Source organism: Bradyrhizobium sp. Ses1 (assembly GCF_059512365.1).
In genome coordinates, this window is the sequence record NZ_JCAMOQ010000003.1 from 116,981 (window position 1) to 138,111 (window position 21,131).

20 protein-coding genes are annotated in these 21,131 nt (G+C 64.4%); 12 read left to right on the plus strand and 8 right to left on the minus strand.

The features are described from left to right. The first annotated feature begins 45 nt into the window (after window positions 1–45). The 5 genes from AC5ZG5_RS05770 to AC5ZG5_RS05790 all read left to right on the plus strand — a co-directional run bounded on the left by AC5ZG5_RS05770 (window position 46) and on the right by AC5ZG5_RS05790 (window position 4,962). Window positions 46–315: a hypothetical protein gene (locus tag AC5ZG5_RS05770; protein ID WP_456641548.1), complete on the plus strand. Its 270-nt coding sequence runs from the start codon at window positions 46–48 to the stop codon at window positions 313–315. Between the two features lie 212 nt (window positions 316–527). Continuing rightward, window positions 528–1,748, plus strand: a complete 1,221-nt coding sequence (locus AC5ZG5_RS05775; protein WP_130228036.1) for an LL-diaminopimelate aminotransferase — start codon at window positions 528–530, stop codon at window positions 1,746–1,748. 24 nt (window positions 1,749–1,772) lie between these two features. Further along, window positions 1,773–3,089 (plus strand): homoserine dehydrogenase, encoded by a 1,317-nt coding sequence (locus tag AC5ZG5_RS05780; protein ID WP_456641549.1) that lies wholly within the window; start codon window positions 1,773–1,775, stop codon window positions 3,087–3,089. A 75-nt stretch (window positions 3,090–3,164) separates the two neighbouring features. After that, window positions 3,165–4,163, plus strand: coding sequence for a class II fructose-bisphosphatase (glpX, locus tag AC5ZG5_RS05785; protein ID WP_456641550.1), 999 nt, complete (start codon window positions 3,165–3,167; stop codon window positions 4,161–4,163). 79 nt (window positions 4,164–4,242) lie between these two features. Next, entirely contained in the window at window positions 4,243–4,962 is a 720-nt protein-coding gene (locus AC5ZG5_RS05790; protein WP_456641551.1) for a haloacid dehalogenase type II, read from the plus strand. 170 nt (window positions 4,963–5,132) lie between these two features. Here AC5ZG5_RS05790 and AC5ZG5_RS05795 read toward each other — a convergent pair whose 3' ends face one another. After that, on the minus strand, window positions 5,133–6,227 hold the full coding sequence (locus AC5ZG5_RS05795) for a methyl-accepting chemotaxis protein (RefSeq protein WP_028167851.1): 1,095 nt from the start codon (window positions 6,225–6,227) through the stop codon (window positions 5,133–5,135). A gap of 362 nt (window positions 6,228–6,589) precedes the next feature. On the opposite strand from AC5ZG5_RS05795, the gene recJ reads away from it, so the two are divergent. Both recJ and AC5ZG5_RS05805 read left to right on the plus strand, forming a co-directional pair. After that, the gene (gene recJ, locus AC5ZG5_RS05800) at window positions 6,590–8,431 is read left to right on the plus strand and encodes a single-stranded-DNA-specific exonuclease RecJ (RefSeq protein ID WP_456641684.1); all 1,842 of its coding nucleotides are present in this window, start codon (window positions 6,590–6,592) and stop codon (window positions 8,429–8,431) included. A 21-nt stretch (window positions 8,432–8,452) separates the two neighbouring features. Next, a complete protein-coding gene (locus AC5ZG5_RS05805) occupies window positions 8,453–9,262 on the plus strand; it encodes an SDR family NAD(P)-dependent oxidoreductase (protein ID WP_456641552.1) in 810 nt (269 codons plus the stop codon). A gap of 91 nt (window positions 9,263–9,353) precedes the next feature. Here AC5ZG5_RS05805 and AC5ZG5_RS05810 read toward each other — a convergent pair whose 3' ends face one another. Both AC5ZG5_RS05810 and AC5ZG5_RS05815 read right to left on the minus strand, forming a co-directional pair. Further along, entirely contained in the window at window positions 9,354–10,586 is a 1,233-nt protein-coding gene (locus tag AC5ZG5_RS05810; RefSeq protein ID WP_456641553.1) for a lytic murein transglycosylase, read from the minus strand. 56 nt (window positions 10,587–10,642) lie between these two features. After that, complete coding sequence (locus tag AC5ZG5_RS05815) at window positions 10,643–11,218, minus strand: MarR family winged helix-turn-helix transcriptional regulator (protein WP_456641554.1); 576 nt, start codon at window positions 11,216–11,218, stop codon at window positions 10,643–10,645. A gap of 50 nt (window positions 11,219–11,268) precedes the next feature. Between AC5ZG5_RS05815 and AC5ZG5_RS05820 the strand changes: the two genes are divergently transcribed. Together AC5ZG5_RS05820 and AC5ZG5_RS05825 are read left to right on the plus strand one after the other, a co-directional pair. Then, window positions 11,269–11,748, plus strand: coding sequence for a carboxymuconolactone decarboxylase family protein (locus AC5ZG5_RS05820; RefSeq protein ID WP_456641555.1), 480 nt, complete (start codon window positions 11,269–11,271; stop codon window positions 11,746–11,748). A 49-nt stretch (window positions 11,749–11,797) separates the two neighbouring features. Beyond that, window positions 11,798–12,295 (plus strand): cupin domain-containing protein, encoded by a 498-nt coding sequence (locus tag AC5ZG5_RS05825; protein WP_456641556.1) that lies wholly within the window; start codon window positions 11,798–11,800, stop codon window positions 12,293–12,295. A 153-nt stretch (window positions 12,296–12,448) separates the two neighbouring features. On the opposite strand, the gene AC5ZG5_RS05830 is transcribed toward AC5ZG5_RS05825, so the two are convergent. After that, the gene (locus AC5ZG5_RS05830) at window positions 12,449–14,026 is read right to left on the minus strand and encodes a M23 family metallopeptidase (RefSeq protein ID WP_456641685.1); all 1,578 of its coding nucleotides are present in this window, start codon (window positions 14,024–14,026) and stop codon (window positions 12,449–12,451) included. A gap of 46 nt (window positions 14,027–14,072) precedes the next feature. Then, entirely contained in the window at window positions 14,073–14,639 is a 567-nt protein-coding gene (gene efp, locus AC5ZG5_RS05835) for an elongation factor P (RefSeq protein ID WP_027578243.1), read from the minus strand. A gap of 354 nt (window positions 14,640–14,993) precedes the next feature. Here efp and epmA point away from each other — a divergent pair, with 354 nt between their 5' ends. The 3 genes from epmA (at window position 14,994) to AC5ZG5_RS05850 (ending at window position 17,456) form a co-directional block, all read left to right on the plus strand. After that, window positions 14,994–16,046, plus strand: a complete 1,053-nt coding sequence (epmA, locus tag AC5ZG5_RS05840; RefSeq protein WP_456641557.1) for an EF-P lysine aminoacylase EpmA — start codon at window positions 14,994–14,996, stop codon at window positions 16,044–16,046. After that, window positions 16,043–17,134, plus strand: coding sequence for a lysine-2,3-aminomutase-like protein (locus tag AC5ZG5_RS05845; RefSeq protein ID WP_456641558.1), 1,092 nt, complete (start codon window positions 16,043–16,045; stop codon window positions 17,132–17,134). Before epmA ends, AC5ZG5_RS05845 begins: the two co-directional genes overlap by 4 nt. Before the next feature lie 70 nt (window positions 17,135–17,204). Continuing rightward, window positions 17,205–17,456, plus strand: coding sequence for a hypothetical protein (locus AC5ZG5_RS05850; RefSeq protein ID WP_130229828.1), 252 nt, complete (start codon window positions 17,205–17,207; stop codon window positions 17,454–17,456). Window positions 17,457–17,505: 49 nt separating this feature from the next. On the opposite strand, the gene AC5ZG5_RS05855 is transcribed toward AC5ZG5_RS05850, so the two are convergent. From AC5ZG5_RS05855 to AC5ZG5_RS05865, 3 genes are all read right to left on the minus strand, one after another. Continuing rightward, the gene (locus AC5ZG5_RS05855) at window positions 17,506–18,591 is read right to left on the minus strand and encodes a 3-deoxy-7-phosphoheptulonate synthase (protein ID WP_456641559.1); all 1,086 of its coding nucleotides are present in this window, start codon (window positions 18,589–18,591) and stop codon (window positions 17,506–17,508) included. Between the two features lie 310 nt (window positions 18,592–18,901). Beyond that, entirely contained in the window at window positions 18,902–19,480 is a 579-nt protein-coding gene (locus AC5ZG5_RS05860; protein ID WP_028167863.1) for an HdeD family acid-resistance protein, read from the minus strand. 68 nt (window positions 19,481–19,548) lie between these two features. Then, the gene (locus AC5ZG5_RS05865) at window positions 19,549–20,589 is read right to left on the minus strand and encodes a PrsW family intramembrane metalloprotease (protein ID WP_130229830.1); all 1,041 of its coding nucleotides are present in this window, start codon (window positions 20,587–20,589) and stop codon (window positions 19,549–19,551) included. Between the last annotated feature and the right edge of the window lie 542 nt (window positions 20,590–21,131).

Consider the following 21,131-nt stretch of genomic DNA (forward strand, 5'->3'; position numbering starts at 1 on the left):
GGTTACCGGCAAGTGGGGACTTCCGGACGTATGCGTATCGATCGAATGAAAAGGCTGCTCGCGGTCGGCGCGCTGCTCGGGTGCGCGGTTGCGCTTGGCGGCTGCTCCACGTCGATCGCGGATCTTCCCGGCGTCGGGGTGCCAGCCGATGCCCCGGCGCGTCCGAAGGAGGCCAGCGGCTATCTTCCGGTGCACGATATGCCGCCGGATCGTGAGGAGGCGCCGATGAAGCCGGCGGAGCAGGCCAAGATCGAGGCCGAGCTGAAGGCCGCACGCGACCGCCAAGCCACGGCCGCACAAAGCGCCGGCAAGTGAAGCGGCAGCAAGCTAATCGCTGGCGCTGCCACCGCTACATGCTAAAAGAACCTCAATTCAACCGCATATCCGGTCGCCGAGCCCAGATTTTGCGTCTGGAAACGCTCTAAGTCATTGATTGGGCGTAATTTCCGGGCCAAACCGGGCTTGGTCTCGGCAAACCGCGTAAACGCGCGCGATTCTGCCGTGCCGGTCGTCGGAGCAAAGGGCCCATGGAAGAGTTCTATCGCATTCGCCGTCTGCCGCCTTACGTGTTCGAGAAGGTCAACCAGGCCAAGGCAGCGGCGCGTAATGCCGGGGCCGACATCATCGACATGGGCATGGGCAACCCGGACCTGTCGACGCCGCCCCATGTGCTCGAGAAGTTGAAGGAAACCCTCGGCAAGCCGCGGACCGACCGCTATTCGGCCTCGCGGGGCATCAACGGCCTTCGCAAGGCGCAGGCTGCGTATTACGCGCGGCGATTCGGCGTGAAGCTCAATCCGGACACCCAGGTGGTGGCGACGCTGGGCTCGAAGGAGGGCTTTGCCAATGTGGCGCAGGCGATCACCGCGCCCGGCGACGTCATCCTGTGCCCGAATCCGAGCTATCCGATCCATGCCTTCGGCTTCCTGATGGCGGGCGGGGTGATCCGCTCGGTGCCGTCGGAGCCGACGCCGCAATTCTTCGAGGCGGTGGAACGGGCGATCATCCATTCGATCCCGAAACCGCTCGCGCTCGTGGTCTGCTATCCCTCCAACCCGACGGCCTATGTCGCCGATCTCGACTTCTACAAAGACCTCGTCGCCTTTGCGAAGAAGCACGAGATATTCATCCTGTCGGATCTCGCTTACGCCGAAGTTTATTTCGACGACAACAATCCGCCGCCTTCGGTGCTGCAGGTGCCGGGCGCGATGGATGTCACCGTCGAATTCACCTCGATGTCGAAGACCTATTCGATGGCCGGCTGGCGCATGGGCTTTGCGGTCGGCAATGAGCGTATCATCGCGGCGCTGGCGCGGGTGAAATCCTATCTCGATTACGGCGCCTTCACGCCGATCCAGGTGGCCGCGACCGCGGCGCTGAACGGGCCGGACGACTGTATCCGCGAAATGCGCGAGACCTACCGCCGCCGGCGCGACACGCTGGTAGAGGCGTTCGGCCGCGCCGGCTGGGATATCCCGCCGCCGCAAGCTTCGATGTTCGCCTGGGCGCCGCTGCCGAAAGCGTTCGAGGATGTTGGCAGCATGCAGTTCGCAACCCTCTTGGTGGAGAAGTCCGGCGTGGTGGTGTCGCCTGGCGTTGCCTTCGGCGAGCACGGCGAAGGCTTTGTCCGCATCGCGATGGTGGAAAACGAGCAACGTATTCGCCAGGCCGCGCGCGGTGTGCGCCGCTTCCTTGAAAGCGGCATCGAAACGTTGCACAACGTGGTTCCTCTCGCCAACCGGCGTTAATCTCCTCCGGCAGGTCTGTTTGCAATGGTCGCACCGCTGAAAGTGGGCATAGCGGGGCTCGGCACCGTTGGCGCCGAAGTCGTCCGTCTTATTGAGCAGCAGGGTGCCGCCTTGGCGGCGCGCAGCGGCCGCGGCGTGCGCGTCGTCGCGGTCACCGCGCGTTCGAAGAAGAAGCGCGGACTCGATTTGCGCGGCATCGACTGGGCCGAAAGCCCGCAGGCGCTGGCCGAGGATTCCAATGTCGATTGCTTCGTCGAATTGATGGGGGGCGCCGATGATCCCGCCTTCTCGGCGATCGAGACTGCGCTGAAGGCCGGCAAGTCGGTGGTGACAGCCAACAAGGCGCTGATCGCCAAGCATGGGCTGCGGCTCGCCAAGGCCGCGGAGCAGCATGGCAGCGCACTGAATTACGAGGCCGCGGTCGGCGCGGCCATTCCCGTGATCAAGACGCTGCGCGAGGGGCTCTCCGGCACCAGCGTCAATCGCGTTTACGGCATCCTCAACGGCACCTGCAATTACATCCTGACGCGGATGGAGCATGAGGGACTGTCGTTTGAGGAATGTTTGAAGGACGCGCAGCGGCTCGGTTATGCCGAAGCCAATCCGTCCTTTGACGTCGACGGACACGACACCGCGCAAAAGCTCGCGATCCTGGCGAGCCTCGCCTTCGGGACCAAGGTCGCGCAAACCGCCGTCTATGTCGAAGGCATTTCCTCGATCACGCCCGAAGACCTGCGTGCGGCGGAGGAACTCGGATATCGCGTCAAGCTGCTCGGCGTTGCGGTGCGAACTGCAAAGGGCATCGAGCAGCGCGTGCATCCCACCATGGTGCCGAAATCTTCGTCGATTGCCCAAGTGATGGGCGTCACCAATGCGGTGACGATCGACGGTGAGGGCATTCCGCCGATCACACTGGTCGGGCCGGGCGCCGGCGGGGCGGCGACCGCGTCCGCCGTCGTTGCCGATATCGCCGACGTCGCGCGCGGTATCCGCGCAACGCCGTTTGGCCGGCCGGTCGACAGCCTGCGCGCGACGACAAAGGCGCCGATGGAGCGCCATGAGGGCGGGTATTACATCCGCCTTCTGGCCCGCGACCACGCCGGCACCGCCGCGACCATCGCAACGCGGCTTGCGGAACAGAAGATTTCGCTGGAATCGATCGTGCAGCGCCACCGCAATGACGGTGATGTTAACGGTTCGGCCAAAAAAGCTTCACCGGTTCCTGTCATTCTGATTACCTATGCGACCAGTGAAGATGCGGTTCACCGGGCGCTCAAGGCCGTGCAGCGCGACAGGGTCATCAGCGGTCGCCCGCAGGTGATCCGAATTGAGAAAAATTAGTGTGCGATAGCGAACGCCTTCTACGTTAGATGATTGAATGCGGGCGAGGGGCCCGAAGGCTGAAGGAGTGCAGAGATGTCGACCCATATTTCCGTCCCGCCGCAACTTTTGCTCGAGCGCATTCTCACGCTCGAAATCGTGCGGGTGACGGAGCGGGCGGCGGTGTCGGCCGCGCGGCTGCGCGGCCACGGCCAGGAGAAGGCGGCCGACCAGGCCGCGGTCGACGCGATGCGCCGCGAACTCAACAAATTGCCGATCGAGGGCACCATCGTGATCGGCGAGGGCGAGCGCGATGAGGCGCCGATGCTGTTCATCGGAGAAAAGGTCGGGCTCAATGCCGGGCCGAAGGTCGATATCGCCGTCGATCCGCTGGAAGGCACCACGCTCTGCGCGAAGAACATGCCGGGCGCGATCGCCACGATGGCGATGGCCGATGGCGGCACGCTGCTGCACGCGCCCGACGTCTACATGGAGAAGATCGCGATCGGTCCGGGCTACGACAAGAACGTGATCGAGCTTGACGCGTCGCCGGCCGACAACATCCAGCGGCTCGCCAGGGCCAAGGGCGTGCCGGCATCGGCGATCACAGCTCTGGTGCTCGACCGTCCGCGCCATGCCGACATCATCGCGAGCATCCGCTCGACTGGCGCCGCCGTGCGCCTGATCACCGACGGCGACGTGGCCGGCGTGATCCACACCACCAACCCGGACGAGACCGGCGTTGACATCTATATGGGCACCGGCGGTGCCCCCGAGGGCGTGCTGGCCGCGGCAGCGCTGCGCTGCATCGGCGGCCAGATGCAGTGCCGCCTGATCCTTGACAGCGAGGAGAAGCGCGAGCGTGCGCACAAGATGGGCATCACCGATCCGAAGATGATTTACGGCATCGAGGACATGGCGCGCGGCGACTGCTTGTTCGCCGCCACCGGCGTCACCACGGGCTCGCTGCTGACGGGCGTCAAGTTCAAGAAGGACACGATCGAGACCGAGACGGTGGTGATGCGCTCGGTCACCGGCACCGTGCGCTACATCAAGGCGGAGCACCGCCAGCTCGAGAAGTTCCATCTCGATTGAGGATACTCCTTCGTCATTCCGGGGCGATGCGAAGCATCGGACCCGGAATGACGGCGTCAGAAACAAACGGGAGGCGAGCATGGCCGATCTTTCGGCGGTGAAGGCGCTGGTGTTCGACGTGTTCGGCACCGTCGTCGACTGGCGCACCAGCCTGATCAACGACTTCACGAAGTGGGCGAAGACGCGCGGCATCGAAGCCAACTGGTCCGCGCTGGTTGACGGCTGGCGCGCGGTCTATGTCGCCTCGATGGACGAGGTGCGCAAACATCCTGAACGCGGCTATGTCATCCTCGACGTGCTGCACCGCCGCTCACTGGAGAAGCTGGTCGAGCAGCAGGGCATCAAGGGATTGACGGACGTCGACCTGCATTACCTCACCACGGGATGGCACCGCCTGCATCCCTGGCCCGACAGCGTAGCGGGGCTGGCGCGGCTGAAGGCGAAATACATCATCTCGCCGCTCTCGAACGGCAATGTCGCACTGCTGACCAACATGGCGAAGTTCGCAGGGCTGCCCTGGGACCTCGTTATGTCGGCCGAACTGTTCGAGCACTACAAGCCTGATCCCGAGACATATCTTGGCGCCGCGAAATTGCTGTGCCTGCCGCCGGAGCAGGTGATGATGGTGGCCGCGCACAACGGCGATCTCAAGCATGCGCAGCAGAACGGCCTGAAGACCGCCTTTGTGGCGCGTCCGACCGAATACGGCCCGCTGCAGAAGGTCGACTTCGAAGCAACCGGCGACTGGGATATCGTCGCCAAGGATTTCGGCGCGATCGCCGATCGGATGGGTTGCTAGCTGAGCAGCTCGTCGCGAAAAGCCAAGAAGAGCGCCACGCAGAAAGCCCTCAGCCTGAGGAGGCCGCGCAGCGGCCCTCTCGAGGGATGGGCCGCGGGCGAGATCGGGGCCTCATGGTTCGAGACGCGCTGGCGCTCCTCACCATGAGGGGACACCACACCGATCTAGGCCTAGGAAGCCGCCCCGCAGAGAATGACGCCGTACCAGCCGAGACCCTTGTAGGTCTCGTAGCCCGGCGTGGCGTGGAAGGCGACCAACGCGCCGGAGCGGTCGTGGTAGAAGCCGCTGCGCTGGCCGCCGAGTGACAGCGAGACGTGCTCGGTCAGAAGGCCCTTGCCGTCGGATGCCGCGATCACCCGGAAATGGGAATCGACCAGCAGCACGCGCGCTTTGTCGGCGGCGCCGACGCGCACGCCCTGCACGATGGCGCGTGCCTGCGGCTCCCAGTCGAAATGGATCGCGAGCACGCCGGTCGGCTTGCCATGGGCCTTGCCGCCTTCGCGGACGCTGGCGCAATAGGTCGCGACTTGCGCGTTGCCGAGCAGCGGCTGGCACTCGACGTCGCCGGCGACATAGTCGTCGCCCGAGCGCAGGTCGCGCGCCTGGCGAAACCATTTTGTGGCCGCGACGTTCTGGCCGATCACCTTGAAGCGATCGGCGCGCCCGTTGGCGAGCACGTTGCCCTCGAGATCGCAAAGCCAGAGATCGAGGTAGACGGTGTACGCGGAAAGGATCACGCCCAGCCGCTCGGACGTGTGCGCGACCACCGCCGGTTGCGGTGACGCAGCGCAGTCGACGACGGCAGAATCGGTCGCCCACCAGCGCACATCGCAGGTGCGTTCATAGAGGTTGCGGTCGATCAGCTCGATCGCGTTCAGCGACAGGTCCACCATGCGCTCGCCGCGCGAGCGGTCGGTCATGCGCTCGATCGAGCTCATGAGACTGCCGGTGCGCCGCGTTAGTTGCGTCTCGAGCTCGCGCGCGATGGTCTCGACCTGCTGGCCGACGCCGCGCACTTCCTGCGCCACCACGGCAAAGCCCGCGCCTTGCGCGCCGGCGCGCGAGCTTTCGATCAGCGCATTCAGCGCCAGCATCTTCATCTGGTTGGTGATCTTCTGGATCGACCTGGTCTTCTCGCAGGCGATCTGATTGACCTCCGCGGTCAGCCGCGCGATCAGCGCCGAAATGTCGGATTCATCGTCGATGTCAGGCGAGACCGCCGATTCGCTCGCGATTGATTTCGCGCGCGGGAGCGCGATGGACATAGCCGGACTTCCCTTGCATTAAGCCTTTGACCGCTTCCTGCGGACGGAACGGAACCAAAAAATCGCACATCAAACACGCGTCCTTTTTCGGGGATTTCGGCTAACATCGGCTTAATTTTCCGAAATTGCCACCTATGTGGGACTGCACTTTATTTGGGCACTCCGCCATTTCCCGTTGTGAATCCCTCTCCTGACACCGCCCGACGAAGGCCTCGACACCCCCGCAAGCCAATTCCGCAACGTCCGTCTCCTTCGAAAAGCGGGCAAAACCGCCTGGCAGCGCTTCGCGATCGCCCGCTCAGGGTCGAGGATGGCAGCTCTGATTCGCTCTCATGCGAGCGCCACTCGTCGTCGGGATCGTTATGACGCTGCACACCGCCGTCCTGCCCGTAGAGATGCCGCCGGCCTTTCTCGGCGTGGCGCGCTCGCTCACGGGCAAATTCTGGCGCGACCGTTTGGACGCGCGGGGAGCGGCGCGGGCGCTCGCGATCGCGCAGCGCCACCAACTGCCGGAAATGCTGGCGCGGGTGCTCGCGGGCCGCGACGTCGCGATCGATGATGTGCCGGATTTCCTCGATCCCACCATCCGCAAATTGATGCCGGATCCCTTCACCGTGACCGAGATGGAGGCGGCGGCAAGGCGGATCGCGGATGCGGCGATGCGTAATGAGAAGGTCGCGGTCTTCGGCGACTACGACGTCGACGGAGCAACCTCGGCGGCGCTGCTCACCTGGCACTTGCGGCATTGCGGGCTCGATCCGCTGATCCACATTCCCGACCGCCTGTTCGAGGGCTACGGCCCCAACACGGAGGCCGTGCGCGCGCTTGCCGCCAAGGGCGCGACGTTGCTGGTCACCGTCGATTGCGGCACCACGAGCCTGGAGCCGCTGGCGGAGGCGCGGCGGCTCGGCATGTCCGTGGTCGTGATCGATCACCATCAATGCGGCGAGGTGCTGCCCGAGGTGGACGCACTGGTGAATCCCAACCGGCCTGACGATCTCTCCGGCCTTGGTCATCTCGCAGCCGTTGGCCTCGTGCTGGTGACGCTGGTCGCGGTGAACCGGGAATTGCGCCAGCGCGATTTCTGGACTTCGGAAATGCCGGAGCCGGATCTCTTGGGCATGCTGCATCACGTCGCGCTTGGAACGGTGGCTGACGTCGCGCCGCTGATTGGGCTCAACCGCGCTCTGGTCGCCAAGGGGCTGATCGCGCTGCGCCGGCGCGACCATGTCGGGCACACCGCGCTGATGGATGTGGCCCGGCTCAATGGCCCGCCGGAGGCCTGGCACCTCGGCTTCATGCTGGGACCGCGCATCAATGCGGGCGGGCGGATCGGGCGCGCCGACCTCGGCGTGCGGCTACTTCTGGAATCCGACCCCTCGGAGGCGGCACGGATCGCGGCCGAACTCGACCGCCTCAACAGCGAGCGGCGCGTCATTGAGCAGGCGGCCGAAGCGCAGGCCGAGGCGGAGGCGCTGGCCTCGCTCGGATTGGAGGACAAGGGCGCTGTCATCGTCACGGCCGCCGAGGGCTGGCATCCCGGCGTCGTCGGCCTCGTGGCCTCGCGCCTGAAGGAGAAATTTGGCAGGCCGGCCTTCGCCATCGCGCTCGAGCCGGGCGGCATCGGCACCGGCTCGGGTCGCTCGATCGGCGGCGTCGATCTCGGCAAGGCGGTGCGGCAGGCGGTGGCGGACGGCCTGCTGCTCAAGGGCGGCGGCCATGCGATGGCCGCAGGCGTAACGCTGCGAAAGGAGAAGCTCGCCGAGTTCCGCGCCTATCTGGAAAGCGTGCTCGCCGCCGACGTCGCCAATTCGCGTCACGAGAATGAATTGTTCATCGACGGCGCGGTGAGCGCTCGCGCCGTAGCGGTGGAATTTGCCGCGATGCTGAACCGCGCCGGCCCGTTCGGCAGCGGCAATCCGGAGCCGGTGATCGCGCTGCCGTCGCACCAGCTCGTCTATGCCGATGAAGTCGGACAGGCGCATCTGCGACTGCGCTTCAAATCGGGCGACGGCGCGATCGTGAACGGCATGGCGTTCCGTTCCGTCGGCCAAAAGCTCGGCAATGCGCTGATTCAAAATCGCGGCCAGCCGCTCCATGTCGCGGGCTCCCTTGCGATCGACCGTTGGCAAGGCAGCGAACGTGTGCAATTGCGTGTGCTCGACGTCGCGGTCCCCGATCAGGGGCCCGCGGTGATCAGATAAGAAAACAGTCGGGGAGAGCACATGGCAGGACAGGTGGAAGGCAAGGTGGCACTGGTCACCGGCGGCGCCTCGGGCATTGGCGCGGCGGTCGCGGAATTGCTGGCGCAGGAGGGCGCCACGGTCGTAGCGACCGATATCGACGAGCTCAGGGGACCGGAGCTCGTTACCGGCGTCAACAAGGCCGGCGGCAAAGCGGTGTTTCTGCAACAGGACGTCACCAGCGAGGCACGCTGGGCGGAGATCATCTCGGAGATCGAGAAACGGTTCGGCCGGCTCGATGTGCTGGTCTCCAATGCCGGCATCGGCATCGCCGTGCCGTCGATCACCGACATGACGCTTGCCGACTGGCGCCGGCAGACCGCGATCAATCTCGACGGCGTTTTCCTCTCGGTGAAATATTCTCTGCCGCTGATGCGCAGGAGCGGTGGCGGATCCGTCATCATGATGTCCTCGCTCGCGGGCCTGCGCGGCGCGGCGGGCCTTGCCGGATACTCCGCGACCAAAGGCGGCGTGCGGCTGCTTGCGAAGTCTGTCGCGATGGAATGCGCCGCTGCGGGAGACGGCATCCGCGTCAACTCGGTCCATCCCGGCATCATCGACACCCCGATCTGGAGCAAGATCCCGACGGAGGCGACGGGGAACCGTGCGAACGCGCCGATTGATCCCGAAGAACGTGCGAAGATTGCAACCCCGCTCGGCCGCGCCGGTCAGGCGGCGGAGATCGCCAGCGGCGTGCTGTATCTGGCCTCCGATGCGTCGCGCTACGTGACCGGGACTGAGCTTGTCATCGACGGCGGCATGAACGCGGGTGCGGTCGCGCGGCGACCATGACACCTGCCGTCATTGCGAGCGCAGCGAAGCAATCCATCTCTCAACTCGCGGCGACGTGGATTGCTTCGCTGTGCTCGCAATGACGGTTGCGCTAATTCCCCTGCCGCAACCGCGCCAGCACCTTCAGGCCGCCATAACCGTCGGCCGGCAACAGGCTCATCTTGGTCTGATAATCCCGGATCGCCTTCATGGTGTCATTGCCGACGCGGCCGTCGGTGCCGCCGGTATCGAAGCCGGCCTTTGTCAGTCGCGTCTGCATTTCCTGCACCTCGGCGAGCGTCAGCGCACGCTCGGAGCCGGGGAAGGGATGGATGAAGGGCGGCGCGCCGAGGATGCGGTCGCCGAGATGGCAGATCGCCAACGCATAGTTCATTGAGGGATTGTAGCTGCGCACGGCATAGAAATTCGGACCCAGCAGGAAGGCGGGGCCGCCGGCGACCGGAATCCATAGCTGCGCCGATGCATTCGGCTGCGGGAATGGCAGGCCGTCCGCGCGGGTCACGCCGGCGCCGGCCCATGCCGCATAGGTGCGGCTGCCGCTCATGTTGCCATTGGCCCGCACTTCATAGCCCCAATGTTGCCCGCGGTGATATTTGCCGCGGTTGACGAGGTATTTCGCGGTTGATCCGAGTGCATCGTCCGGCCGGCCGAATGGCGAGACCTTGCCATCGCCGTCATAGTCGAAGCCGACATTGAGCCACACTTCCGGCATCCATTGCGAATGCCCCATGGCGCCGGCCCAGGAGCCGCGCATCTCCTCCGGCGTGCTCCAGCCGCGATCGACGATCCTGAGCGCATTGATCAGCTCGGTCTCCCAATAAGCCTTGCGACGCGGCTCGTTCCAGGCGAGCGCGGCAAGTGCAGGGAATACCGGCTTCATGTGGTTCTGCTGCACCAGCGGATCGCCGTAGGCGGATTCAACGCCCCACAGTGCCAACAGCGTGCCGCGCTCGACGCCAAAATCCTTCTCGATCCGCGCGAACAGCGCCTCGTTCTTCTTGAGCGCCTCACGGCCATTGATGATGCGCCAGTCGGAGACGCGACGGTTGATGTATTGCCAGATTTGTTCGTTGAATTCCGGCTGCTTCTGCATTTGCCGGAACACGCTCATGTCAGGCTCGATGCGGCCCATCACGCGGGTCCAGGTCGCCGCCGAGATTCCCTTGGCGAGCGCGCGCGCGCGGAAATTGTCGCGCCATTGGTCGAAGCCGGGTGGTGCTGCGGCGAGCGCCGCGAATGGGCTGGCAAGCAGGCTGCCAGCCGCGATGCTGCCTTGCAGGAAAGCCCGGCGGGTAAGGGATCTCAAAGAATCAAGTTGCTTCATGCTGCCAATCTAGCGGCGCCATCCAAGGACACAAAAAGTCACATCGCCGCGGGAACCTAGCTATCCTGCAGCTCTGTGGCGATTTTGGACAGCCAGCGCCGCACGATCAGTTCTGCCCTGGGGTTGAGCCCCTTGGCCAGCCGCCGGTCCACGGCACGGGCGTGGCTCCGGCATTTTTCCAGGAGCGCGGTTCCGCGCCTGGTCAGCGTCCATTGCAGGACGCGGCCGTGAACCGGATGCGGTGTCTTCCGGATCGCGCCGTCGCGCTCGAGATTGCGGATGATGACGCCGACGGTCTGCGGCGTCAGCAACGCCACCCGCGCGAGATCGGCGCCGGACAGCCCGGGATAGGCGCGCAGCATCGTCAGCACGACGAACTGTGGCGGGGTAACGCCGAGCTTTCCCAGCGCCCGCTCCATCGTCAGCCGCGTCGCCGCCTGGGCCTGCCGCAGGAGATAAGCGAGATAGCCTTGCTCGCCGCGCTTGCCCTGGCCGGGTGGTGGTGGGCGGATGATTGCAAGTGCCGGATCTGTCTCGGCGGGCGCTTTCCGGCTCCGAGTGGGATTTTTCGATTTTTCGATTTTTGATGTCTTACGAACCGTGCCGGTGGACCGTGCAGTCTTGCGCGCCATATCAGTGCTCTGATAATCTATCAGCATACTGATAACATGAGGCGAAACTGATGTCACACGCGAGAGCCGAATACGCTGACTTTCAGAAGCTTGCACCCGATGTCTACGATGCGGTGCGGGCGCTGGGTCAGGCGGCCAAGGCAGGGCTCGACAAGCAGTTGCTCGAACTGGTCAAGCTGCGCGCCTCGCAGATCAACGGCTGTGCCTTCTGCGTGCAGTTTCATATCCTGCAGGCCGAGAGCCTCGGCATATCGGCCGACAAGCTCAACCTCGTCGTGGTCTGGCGCGAGGCCCCGCAATTTTCCGCGCGAGAACGCGCTGCGCTGGCATGGACCGAAGCGCTGACGAAACTCGGCGACGGCGTGAGCGACGAGGTTTATGCTGAAGCGCGCGCGGAATTCTCCGAGCCGGAACTGAGCTATCTCACCTCGGCGATCGCGGCGATCAACGTCTGGAACAGGTATGGCGTCGCCTATCGCTGGACGCCGCCGGCGCGAAAGCCGTCCTCGGTCGGCGCAGCCGCGTCGTGAATAGGGAAGGCAAAGGGGCGAATAACGTCTTTCTCCAAAGGAGAACAACATGGCATCGATGCTCGCGACAACTCCTTTCGCATCGACACGGCCCATTTCGCTCGCGGTTATTGCGGGTCTTGCCTGTGCCTTGGTCACCGCAAGGACATTGCCGGCGATGATGGACACGGTATCCGGCGCCATCGCGCCGCTTTGCGCGAACGCCGCCGAGGGATCGCCGCTCGACAAGGTTGAGCCGATCGGCTCGTACGCGCTGCCAAACGTGCCGGGCAAGCGTGTCACCATCGTGCGCGTGTTCTACGGCCCCGGCGGTTTCACGCGCCCGCATCGGCATGCCGGCTCGGTGACGGCCTACATCACCAAGGGCGAAATCCGCTCGCAACTCGGCGGCGGAGCGCTTGAGACGTTCAAGGTCGGTCAATCCTTCTTCGAGCCGCCGGGTTCGACGCACCTGGTCTCAGCCAATGCAAGCAACACGGAGCCGGCGGAGTTGATTGCCGTATTCGTAGCCGACGAGGGCGCGCAGCTTACGACACTCATTGAGTAACGGAGGCCTAACGCCGTCATTGCGAGCGAAGCGAAGCAATCCACGCCTCCACAAGTGGCGAAACGGATTGCTTCGCTTCGCTCGCAATGACGTGGAAAGAGCGTGCCCCGCACGCGAAATCTTCCAGCGCCCTTGTCCGCCTACGATTCGAGTCTAGTTGCCGCCGCCTTCCTGCGGATCGAGACGTTGGATCACGTCTTCCGGCTGCGCATGCGCCACCGCGGCCGCTGCCGGCGGTTCTGGGCCGATCTCACGGCCGCGGCCGCGGATCAGGCGTTCATAGGCTGAGACCAGCGTGGTGTAGGGATTGACCCAGAGCCAACCGTCGCGCGTGAACACCTGCACGTCGAAATGCAGGTGGCGCGTGGTGCCGTTGGGATGATCGAGATAATTCGAGACCACGCCGATCTTTTCGCCTTCCATGACGCGGTGTCCGTTGAGAAGGCTGTCCGCATCCATCGCCGACGGGGTCATATGCATGTATCGGAAGCGAATATGCTCGGTCTGGGTGTTGACCTGCAGCGTCGCCCCCTGTTGGCCTCGCGAACGGATCACGACGCCATCGCGCACAGCAACGATCGCCTGTCGCTTGGGATCGCAGGGTTCTCCGCTTTCGTTGTCGCGCGGGCAGGGGCCCGGGCGGATATCCTGCCCCTGGTGGCCAAAGCCGTTGGCGCACTGGCCGACTTCGAAACTGCGCGCCTCGCAAAAGCTGTCCTGCCAAGGATATTGGTCGGCGCGCCTGCCGAACGATTGCGAATGGATGAAGGCCGGTGCCTTCGCCAAGGGGAAGCGGATCTGCGAATACGCGGTCAGGTCGGTGCGGCCACCCTGCTTGTGGTAACCGCTGTTGGCGACGATGTCGCCGCTTGGCCGATAGGTGAACTCAGGTGAAACGGCGGCCGGCCGTTCGGCGCTCACGGAGGCGATGTCCCGCCGCAGCCGCGAGGGTTGGCCGCCGGCGATGCGCAGCGCCTTCAGGAAGCGTTCGGCGACCGGATAGGCCTCGCGGCAGGCCAGCCGTCGCAGCCGCGGCGTGCTATCGAGGCAGTGGATCGAAACCACATAGGGTACGCCGAAGCGGGTGAAGGCATAGCGTACATAGCCTTCGCGGATGAAGCGTCGGATATCAGGATATTGCGCCGAAAGCGATTTGACCGGTTCGCCTTTGCCGCCGAGCCGATCGTTGAGATCATAGAGCAGCAGCGAACCGGTGATATGCACCTCGATCGGTCTTGCGTAAGTCCGCTCCGGCATTGCGTTGCCTGCGCCCGGCTCGAGTGTGAACATCGTATCATAACCGGCCGCTCCTGCATGGAAGAGATCGGCCGGACGGAAGTCCGCCTGATAGCGCGACACGGACAAGCTCTCCGGCGTGCCGCTCCGCCGCGCTTCGAGATAGGTTGCGGTATCGAACGGCAAGAGCACCGGGATCGGGCTGCGGCCGATGCCGGGGAATAGCTGCGAGGTGATCGCGTTCAATTGCACCAGCGCGGGCCGTGAGCGCGGATCGTATGAAGGTACGCGGCGCTGGCTCGCAAATGTGAAGTTCGCAGCGATCGAAGGCTGGCTATTGATCTCGGCGCGAAGCTGATCGAGCACCGCACGCCATTCGACGCGCACGGCCGAGATCGAAGGGCTACGGAATTCGTCGGCAGAAGCGGCGAGGGGGTTGGCGAGAAGCGACGCGAAAGCTGCCAGCCAAGGTGCCACAAAGCAGACAGCTTTCACCTTCAACGCGTCGTCCCCCGGCGCGGTACCCCCTTAGCTCGATCGGCTAATCCTTCGCGCGTTCGACGTATGAGCCGTCTTCGGTCATCACCACAATGCGCGTGCCGGTCGAGATATGCGGCGGCACAGCGGTGCGAATGCCGTTCGACAGCACGGCCGGCTTGTAGGAGGAGGAGGCGGTCTGGCCCTTCGTCACCGGCTCGGTCTCGACGACCTCCAGGGTGGCGCGCTGCGGCAATTGGATCGCGACCGGATTGCCCTCATGCATCGAGAGCTTCACGGTCATGTTTTCCTGCAGATACGGCGCGGATGACCCGACGATGTCCTTCGACACCTGGACCTGGTCGTAGGTCTCGCCATTCATGAAATGGAAGCCGTCGGCGTCCTCATAGAGGTAGTTGAAGTTGCGATCCTCGACGGTCGCCTTCTCCACCTGGTCGGTGGTCTTGTAGCGTTCGGAGACTTTCACGCCGTCGCCGATGCGACGCATTTCGATCTGACTGACCGGGGTTCCCTTACCGGGATGGATGTTTTCGGCGGAAAGGACAACGTAAAGCTTGCCATCCTGCTCGATGATGTTGCCCTTGCGGATGGAACTGGCGATGACTCTCAAAGTGGTTTTCCTGAATGGTTCGGCCGCCGGCTCGGCTCGGCTGATGCGCTCGGCGGCCTGGCGGCAGTTTCGGGCTGCAACATACTGATTTGCCCCCGAGATGCCAGCCTTTTGCGGCCGGTTTCGGCAGGTTGCTGACAGGTGTGGCGTCCTCTACGAGGTGTCAACCGCGCGAACGGCGGGCCGGAACGTGGTGCCGCCCCGCTCTATGGACAACACATTCACCGTCAGGCATCAAGGGGTCGCCGGACGTCGAGGAAATCGAGCGATTTCAATGAGATTTACCGATTTTCTCAACTTGTTAATGGATAACCCGACGCATCGCGTGAAGCGTCCTTTGGCAGGAGCGCAGCCATGAGCGGCGTCAACCGCCCGTCCCCCTGGTGGAATCCAGCCCGGCACGCCGACAGAAAACCGTTTCTCGAGGCGCGGAGCGCTGTGACGAAGGCGGTGCGGGCTTGGTTTGAGGGGCGGGGATTCTTGGAAGTCGAGACCGGCATCCTGCAGATTTCGCCTGGCAACGAGACCCATCTGCATGCGCCGCGCACGGAGTTGACGCGGGCCGATTGCAGCCGCGTGCCCCGCTACTTGCGCACGTCACCCGAATTCGCCTGCAAGAAGCTACTCGCGGCGGGTGAAACAAAGATCTTCGAGTTCGCGCGCGTGTTCCGCGACCGTGAACGCGGTGACCTCCATTTGCCCGAGTTCACCATGCTGGAATGGTACCGCGCCAATGATGATATCGACGCCGTGGTGGCCGACACCCTCTTGATCATCGCCGAGGCCGCGCACGCGACGGGCATCAAACAATTCTCGTTTCGTGGCAAGACCGCAGAGATCGGCGGGGTGCCTGAACTGCTGACGGTCTCGTCCGCCTTCGAGTGCTTTGCCGGGATCGATCTCCTGGCGACCGTCGTTGACGGTGAGGGTGACCGCGCGGCGCTAGCGGATGCGGCGCGGGAACGGGTACGGATTGCCGAGGATGACACTTGGTCGGATATTTTCAGCAAGGTCCTGGTCGAACACGTCGAGCCGCATCTCGGTCTGGGGCGCCTGACCGTGCTGTCCGACTATCCGATTCCGGAAGCTGCGCTGGCGCGCGCGGAACCGTCCGATCCGCGCGTCGCCGAGCGCTTCGAGGTCTATGCCTGCGGCGTCGAACTCGCCAACGGGTTTGGCGAACTGACCGATGCCGCCGAGCAGCGCCGCCGCTTCGCTGCGGCGATGGACGAGAAAGAGCGTCGCTACGGCGAGCGTTATCCGCTGGATGAGGATTTTATTGCCGCCGTCGGCGAGATGCCTGAGGCGAGCGGCGTCGCGCTCGGCTTCGACCGGCTGGTGATGCTGGCAAGCGGCGCGCTAAGGATCGACCAGGTGGTGTGGACGCCGCCGGCAGGAGAGACATGAACCGGATCGATCGAAAGCTGGCCGCAACCCTGCGCCAGCCCGCCGAACTGATCGAGCGCGGCCTTGCGCGGCAGGAGGCGCTTGCCGATCTGGAGCAGGTCGCCGCGCGCTACGCGATCGCGGTGACGCCTGACATTGCGGCGCTGATCGACCCGAATGATACGAACGATCCGATCGCGCGGCAATTCATCCCCGCCGCGGATGAACTCGTGACGCATCCCGGCGAGAACGCCGATCCGATCGGCGATGATGCGCATGCGCCTGTTCCCGGCATCGTGCACCGTTATCCGGACCGGGTGTTATTCAAGCTCGTGCACGTCTGCGCGGTCTATTGCCGGTTCTGCTTCCGCCGCGAGATGGTCGGGCCGGGGAAGGCGACGGCGCTGTCGGAGGACGCCTACCGCGATGCGCTCTCCTACATCCGCTCGCAGCCGGAGATCTGGGAGGTGATCCTGACCGGCGGCGATCCGTTGATGCTGTCGCCGCGGCGGCTCGCCGAGATCATGGCCGATCTCGCTGCCATCGATCACGTGAAGATCATCCGCCTGCACACGCGCGTGCCGGTGGCTGATCCGGCCCGTCTCAATCCAGAGATGGTCCGCACGCTGCGTGTGGAGGGCGCGACGACCTGGGTTGCGATCCACGCCAATCATCCGCGCGAACTGACGCCAGAAGCGCGCGCCGCCTGCGCGCGGCTGGCGGATGCCGGCATTCCCCTGGTGAGCCAGACCGTGCTGCTCAAGGGTATCAACGATGATGCCGCCACATTAGAGGGCTTGATGCGGGCCTTCGTCGAATGCCGGATCAAGCCCTATTACCTGCACCATGGCGATCTCGCGCCCGGCACTGCGCATCTGCGCACGACCATCGAGGAGGGGCAGGAACTGATGCGATCGTTGCGGGGCCGCGTCTCGGGCCTGTGCCAGCCCGACTACGTGCTCGACATTCCCGGCGGCCACGGCAAAGCGCCGATCGGGCCGGGCTATTTGACGCAGGACAATCTCTCGCAGCGTGAAGGAGTTAATGAAACACGCTACCGTGTCGTCGATTATTGCGGTGACGTGCATCTCTATCCACCTAAGGTGTGAGCGCAGATGCAGTAATATCGACGCGCCTGAACGGGCGCGATAAAGTGTGTCGAGAGGCAGGAGAATCAGGATGCGGAAAACAATCTTGTCGATGGCACTTGTGACCCTGATCGGTGCGCCTGCCTTTGCGCAGGGTGGAACCACGACAGTGCCGAAAAGCACTCCCGAGACCAGGCCGATTCCGGAAGCGCCGGTCGGCCACCGTCAGCCGCGCCGCGGCGATGTGCCGGGCGAGAGCAATATCAACGACCCGAACAATCCGGTGAACAAGGAAGATGCTGCCCTTGATCGCAAGATCAAGAGCATCTGCAGGGGTTGCTGAGGCGAGCCGCCGGGCGTTGCGTCGCCCAGCGGCCCGTAGCCACAAGCGTCTAGGCCAACCGTTCCCGGACATCGCGGCGCTCTGCCTTGCGGCGTGCCTCGACCGCATCGGCAAGCACGTTGAGCGAGGAGACCGTCGTCTCCCAATCGATGCAGCCGTCAGTGATGCTCTGACCGTAGGTGAGCGCGACCCCCGGCACCACGTCCTGCCGCCCGGCGACCAGGTTGCTTTCGATCATCGCGCCCATGATGCGCGTCTCGCCGCCGGAAACCTGACCGGCTATGTCGGCAACGACCAGCGGCTGGTTCTCCGGCTTCTTGCTGCTGTTGGCGTGGCTGGCGTCGATCATCATGCGCTGGTTGACGCCTGAGCGTGCCAGCTCGCTTGCTGCAGCATCGACGCTCGCCGCATCATAGTTCGGCGCGCGGCCACCGCGCAGGATGATGTGGCAGTCCTCATTGCCGCTGGTCGCCGCGATCGCCGAGCGTCCTCCTTTCGTCACCGCCATGAAATGGTGCGGGTGGGAGGCCGATTTCACGGCGTCGGCGGCGATGCGCACATTGCCGTCGGTACCGTTCTTGAAGCCGACGGGGCAGGACAGGCCGGAGGCGAGCTCGCGGTGGATCTGGCTTTCGGTGGTGCGCGCGCCGATTGCGGCCCAGCTCACGAGATCAGCGATGTATTGCGGCGTCGTCATATCAAGGAATTCGGCGCCCGCGGGCAGGCCGAGATTGTTGACGGCGGAGAGCACGCTGCGGGCGAGCCGCAGGCCCTTGTTGATGTCGAAACTCCCGTCGAGGTTGGGATCGTTGATCAGCCCCTTCCATCCGACAATGGTGCGCGGCTTCTCGAAATAGACCCGCATCACGATCTCGAGCCGGTCAGACAGCGTCTCGCGCAAGGTGGCGAGGCGCTCGGCGTAGTCGATGGCCGCTTCGGGATCGTGGACGGAGCAGGGGCCGACGACAACCAGGAGGCGGTCGTCCTTGCCGTTCAGGATGGCGTGGATGGCGTTGCGCGCCGCCATCACCACCCGCGTCGCCGTCAAGGTGCGCGGGATCTCGCGCATCACCTCTTCGGGCGTACTCAGCTCTTTCAGTTCTCTAATGCGAAGATCGTCAGTGGTACTCAACACGGCGGGCTCCTTTTGATTTTTGAACCTGCCGGCCAACAAAAAAGCCGCCAGGTCTGGCGGCTGTTCGGACGTCTTGCTGCAATTTCACTAAATTGAGCGCGATCCTCCCGCCGCCAGCGAGCTGTCGTAGCTAAAGTACCAAAAATAGCTGGTGGCAGCGTTGATCATGGCTGGGTCTATAGCGGAAGGATTCCGCCTTGTCACCTCCAAAGATTCGGTTCTGATTCAATCAGAACCGATCTTCAGTTTCTTATTTTGACGCGTTTTCTTTACGCGAACCGGTATCCACTTCGCTCGAAAACGCTCAAAATCACGGGTCGGTGCTGTGGGCGGCGAGCGCCATGCCGATCAGGCTGGCGCCGCCGAATAACAGATTGAGGCCGACCAGGAGCCCAAGCGCCCATTCCGCCGAGCCGGGCAGGCCGGCGACGATGATAAAGGCGATCAGGATGTCCATCAGCCCTGCGATCAGGAGCCACGACCAGCGCCCGGTCAATTCGCGCCGGTGCTCCAGCGCATACATGATGGTGGCGACGCCCTCGGCGACGAAATAGGCTCCGACCACGATGGTCAGCGTCAGCACGCCCTGCATCGGCCGCGCCAGCAGGATCAGGCCGGCGAGCACGGCCAGCGCCGCCGAGATCAGCGACCACCAGAAGCCCGGCATCTCGCGCGCCCAGTAGGTGACGATCAATCCGCCGATCCCGGAGATCAGGAACAGCCAGCCGAGGAAGATGGTCACGGCGAGGCTCGCGAAGGCCGGCACGATCAACGCGGCGAGGCCAAGAACCACGAGCAGGATGCCTTCGAACAGGAAGGCCTTCCAATGCGCCTTCACCGTGGCGTTCACTTCGGACTGCAGCTTGTCGAGGTTATCTGGAAGGGTCATCGCAGCTCTCCCGGCGGGTGCCTGATTGCACGCGATCCTAGAGCGTGTCCGGTTCTGATTATATCAGATTAGCCCGGCCCCGGCGCCGACGAAAAGCCCTCCGACGTCGTGCGAATTCGATTTCGCCCGAAGATGTAAATCGCGGTGGTCGCGATCAGCAGCGCTATACCGATCACAATGGAGATCGCCGCGACCGGGACCAGGATCGCCGCCGCATTGTGCTCGGGATTGATCAGCCAGCGACGGATCGACGTCAGCACGAAGGCCAGCCCGAGAAAGCCGGCGCCGCTGCCGAGGACGAGCACGGCCCACATCCGCCGCAACTGGCTCAGCCGTTCACGCGCGAGCGCGGTGCGCGGGGCATGATGGCGGCCGACCCGGTAGATCAGGCGGATGGCGAAGCCGATCGAGCTGAACCCGATCAGGACGCTCGCCGAGCCCAGGACCATCCGCAGCGTGGAGCCGAGATCGCCGCCCCGCTGCAGGGTCAGGAGCGGGAAGTCGAACGCGGCATGCAGCAAGACCGGGGCGAGCAGCACCATGCCCCAGCTCGACAAGCGCGCCCAGGCGCGGTTCTTGCGGTGCGCGCCGAGCGCGGTGCCGGAGCGTGCGATCGCGACATAGGCGCCGGCGATGATGCCGAGCGCGCCGTGAAACGGCACCGTGAGCACGCTGCGCAGCACGGCGAGCGCGCGCCACATCTCGGCGTGCTGGACCAGGTAGGCGAGGTTCTCATAGGCGGCGAAACCGAGCCCTACGGCGGCGCCGTAGACCACCGGATCCATCGGGTCGGCGGAGGCGCGCCGCCGCCGGGACGACACGGCGATGATCACCGCGATCTTCACGATCTCTTCAGGGAGGGCGACGCCGAACAGCGAGCGCACCACCAACGTCATCCAGGGGTTTTCCGGTATCGCCAGCAATGCGTTGAACGGCGCGCGCACCAGCCCAAGCAGCGAGATGCTGGCCGCGCCGAGCACGAAAGCGAGCCAGACCTGTCCCGGCGGGCCCGGGCGCTCGTCGGCGGCGATGACGAGCCAGAGCATCAGAAGCGCCGGCGCAATGGCGGCGGCACCGATGACGGTTGGGAGAGACTCGAGCAATAGCATCTGCGGGTAATCAAAACCGGGTACGAGTAAGGAAAATGGCCACAAAGCCAGCGCTTGGCAAGGCAACGTAACCGCTTTGCGATGGGTTCGGCCCGCCACATTCACGGCTTTTTGTCGCATGGCACGGTCGGTCGTTTCCGGTGTCGAGCCGGGATCCCGCAGTCCGTAGGATGGGTAGAGCGGTTGACAGGACGCCGGATACTGGATGCCCCGCCGGAGCCTGTCATCGAGCTCGCCAAAAGGCGAGACCCGGTGGCGGGGCATGACGGTAGAGTTTGGTGAGAGGATGTGAGTTCGCATTCTCGCGGCGCCATGCGTCCGAGCTTTGGTTTACTTTCCACCCTCCTCGAAACACAGAGGGCGCAGGGAAAGCCGGGCGCTGGTTGCACCCATGGGTCCCGTGCAACAAAAAGCACGGGGGTAGGACCACAGGTTCAACCGAAGCATTCCGGCTTTCCCTGCGCGATGGTGTTACGGTTTCCTTCGCGCTCTCCCTGGTGACCGGGCTTTCTTGCCACCATCGTCTAGTGCGAACTTGTTCG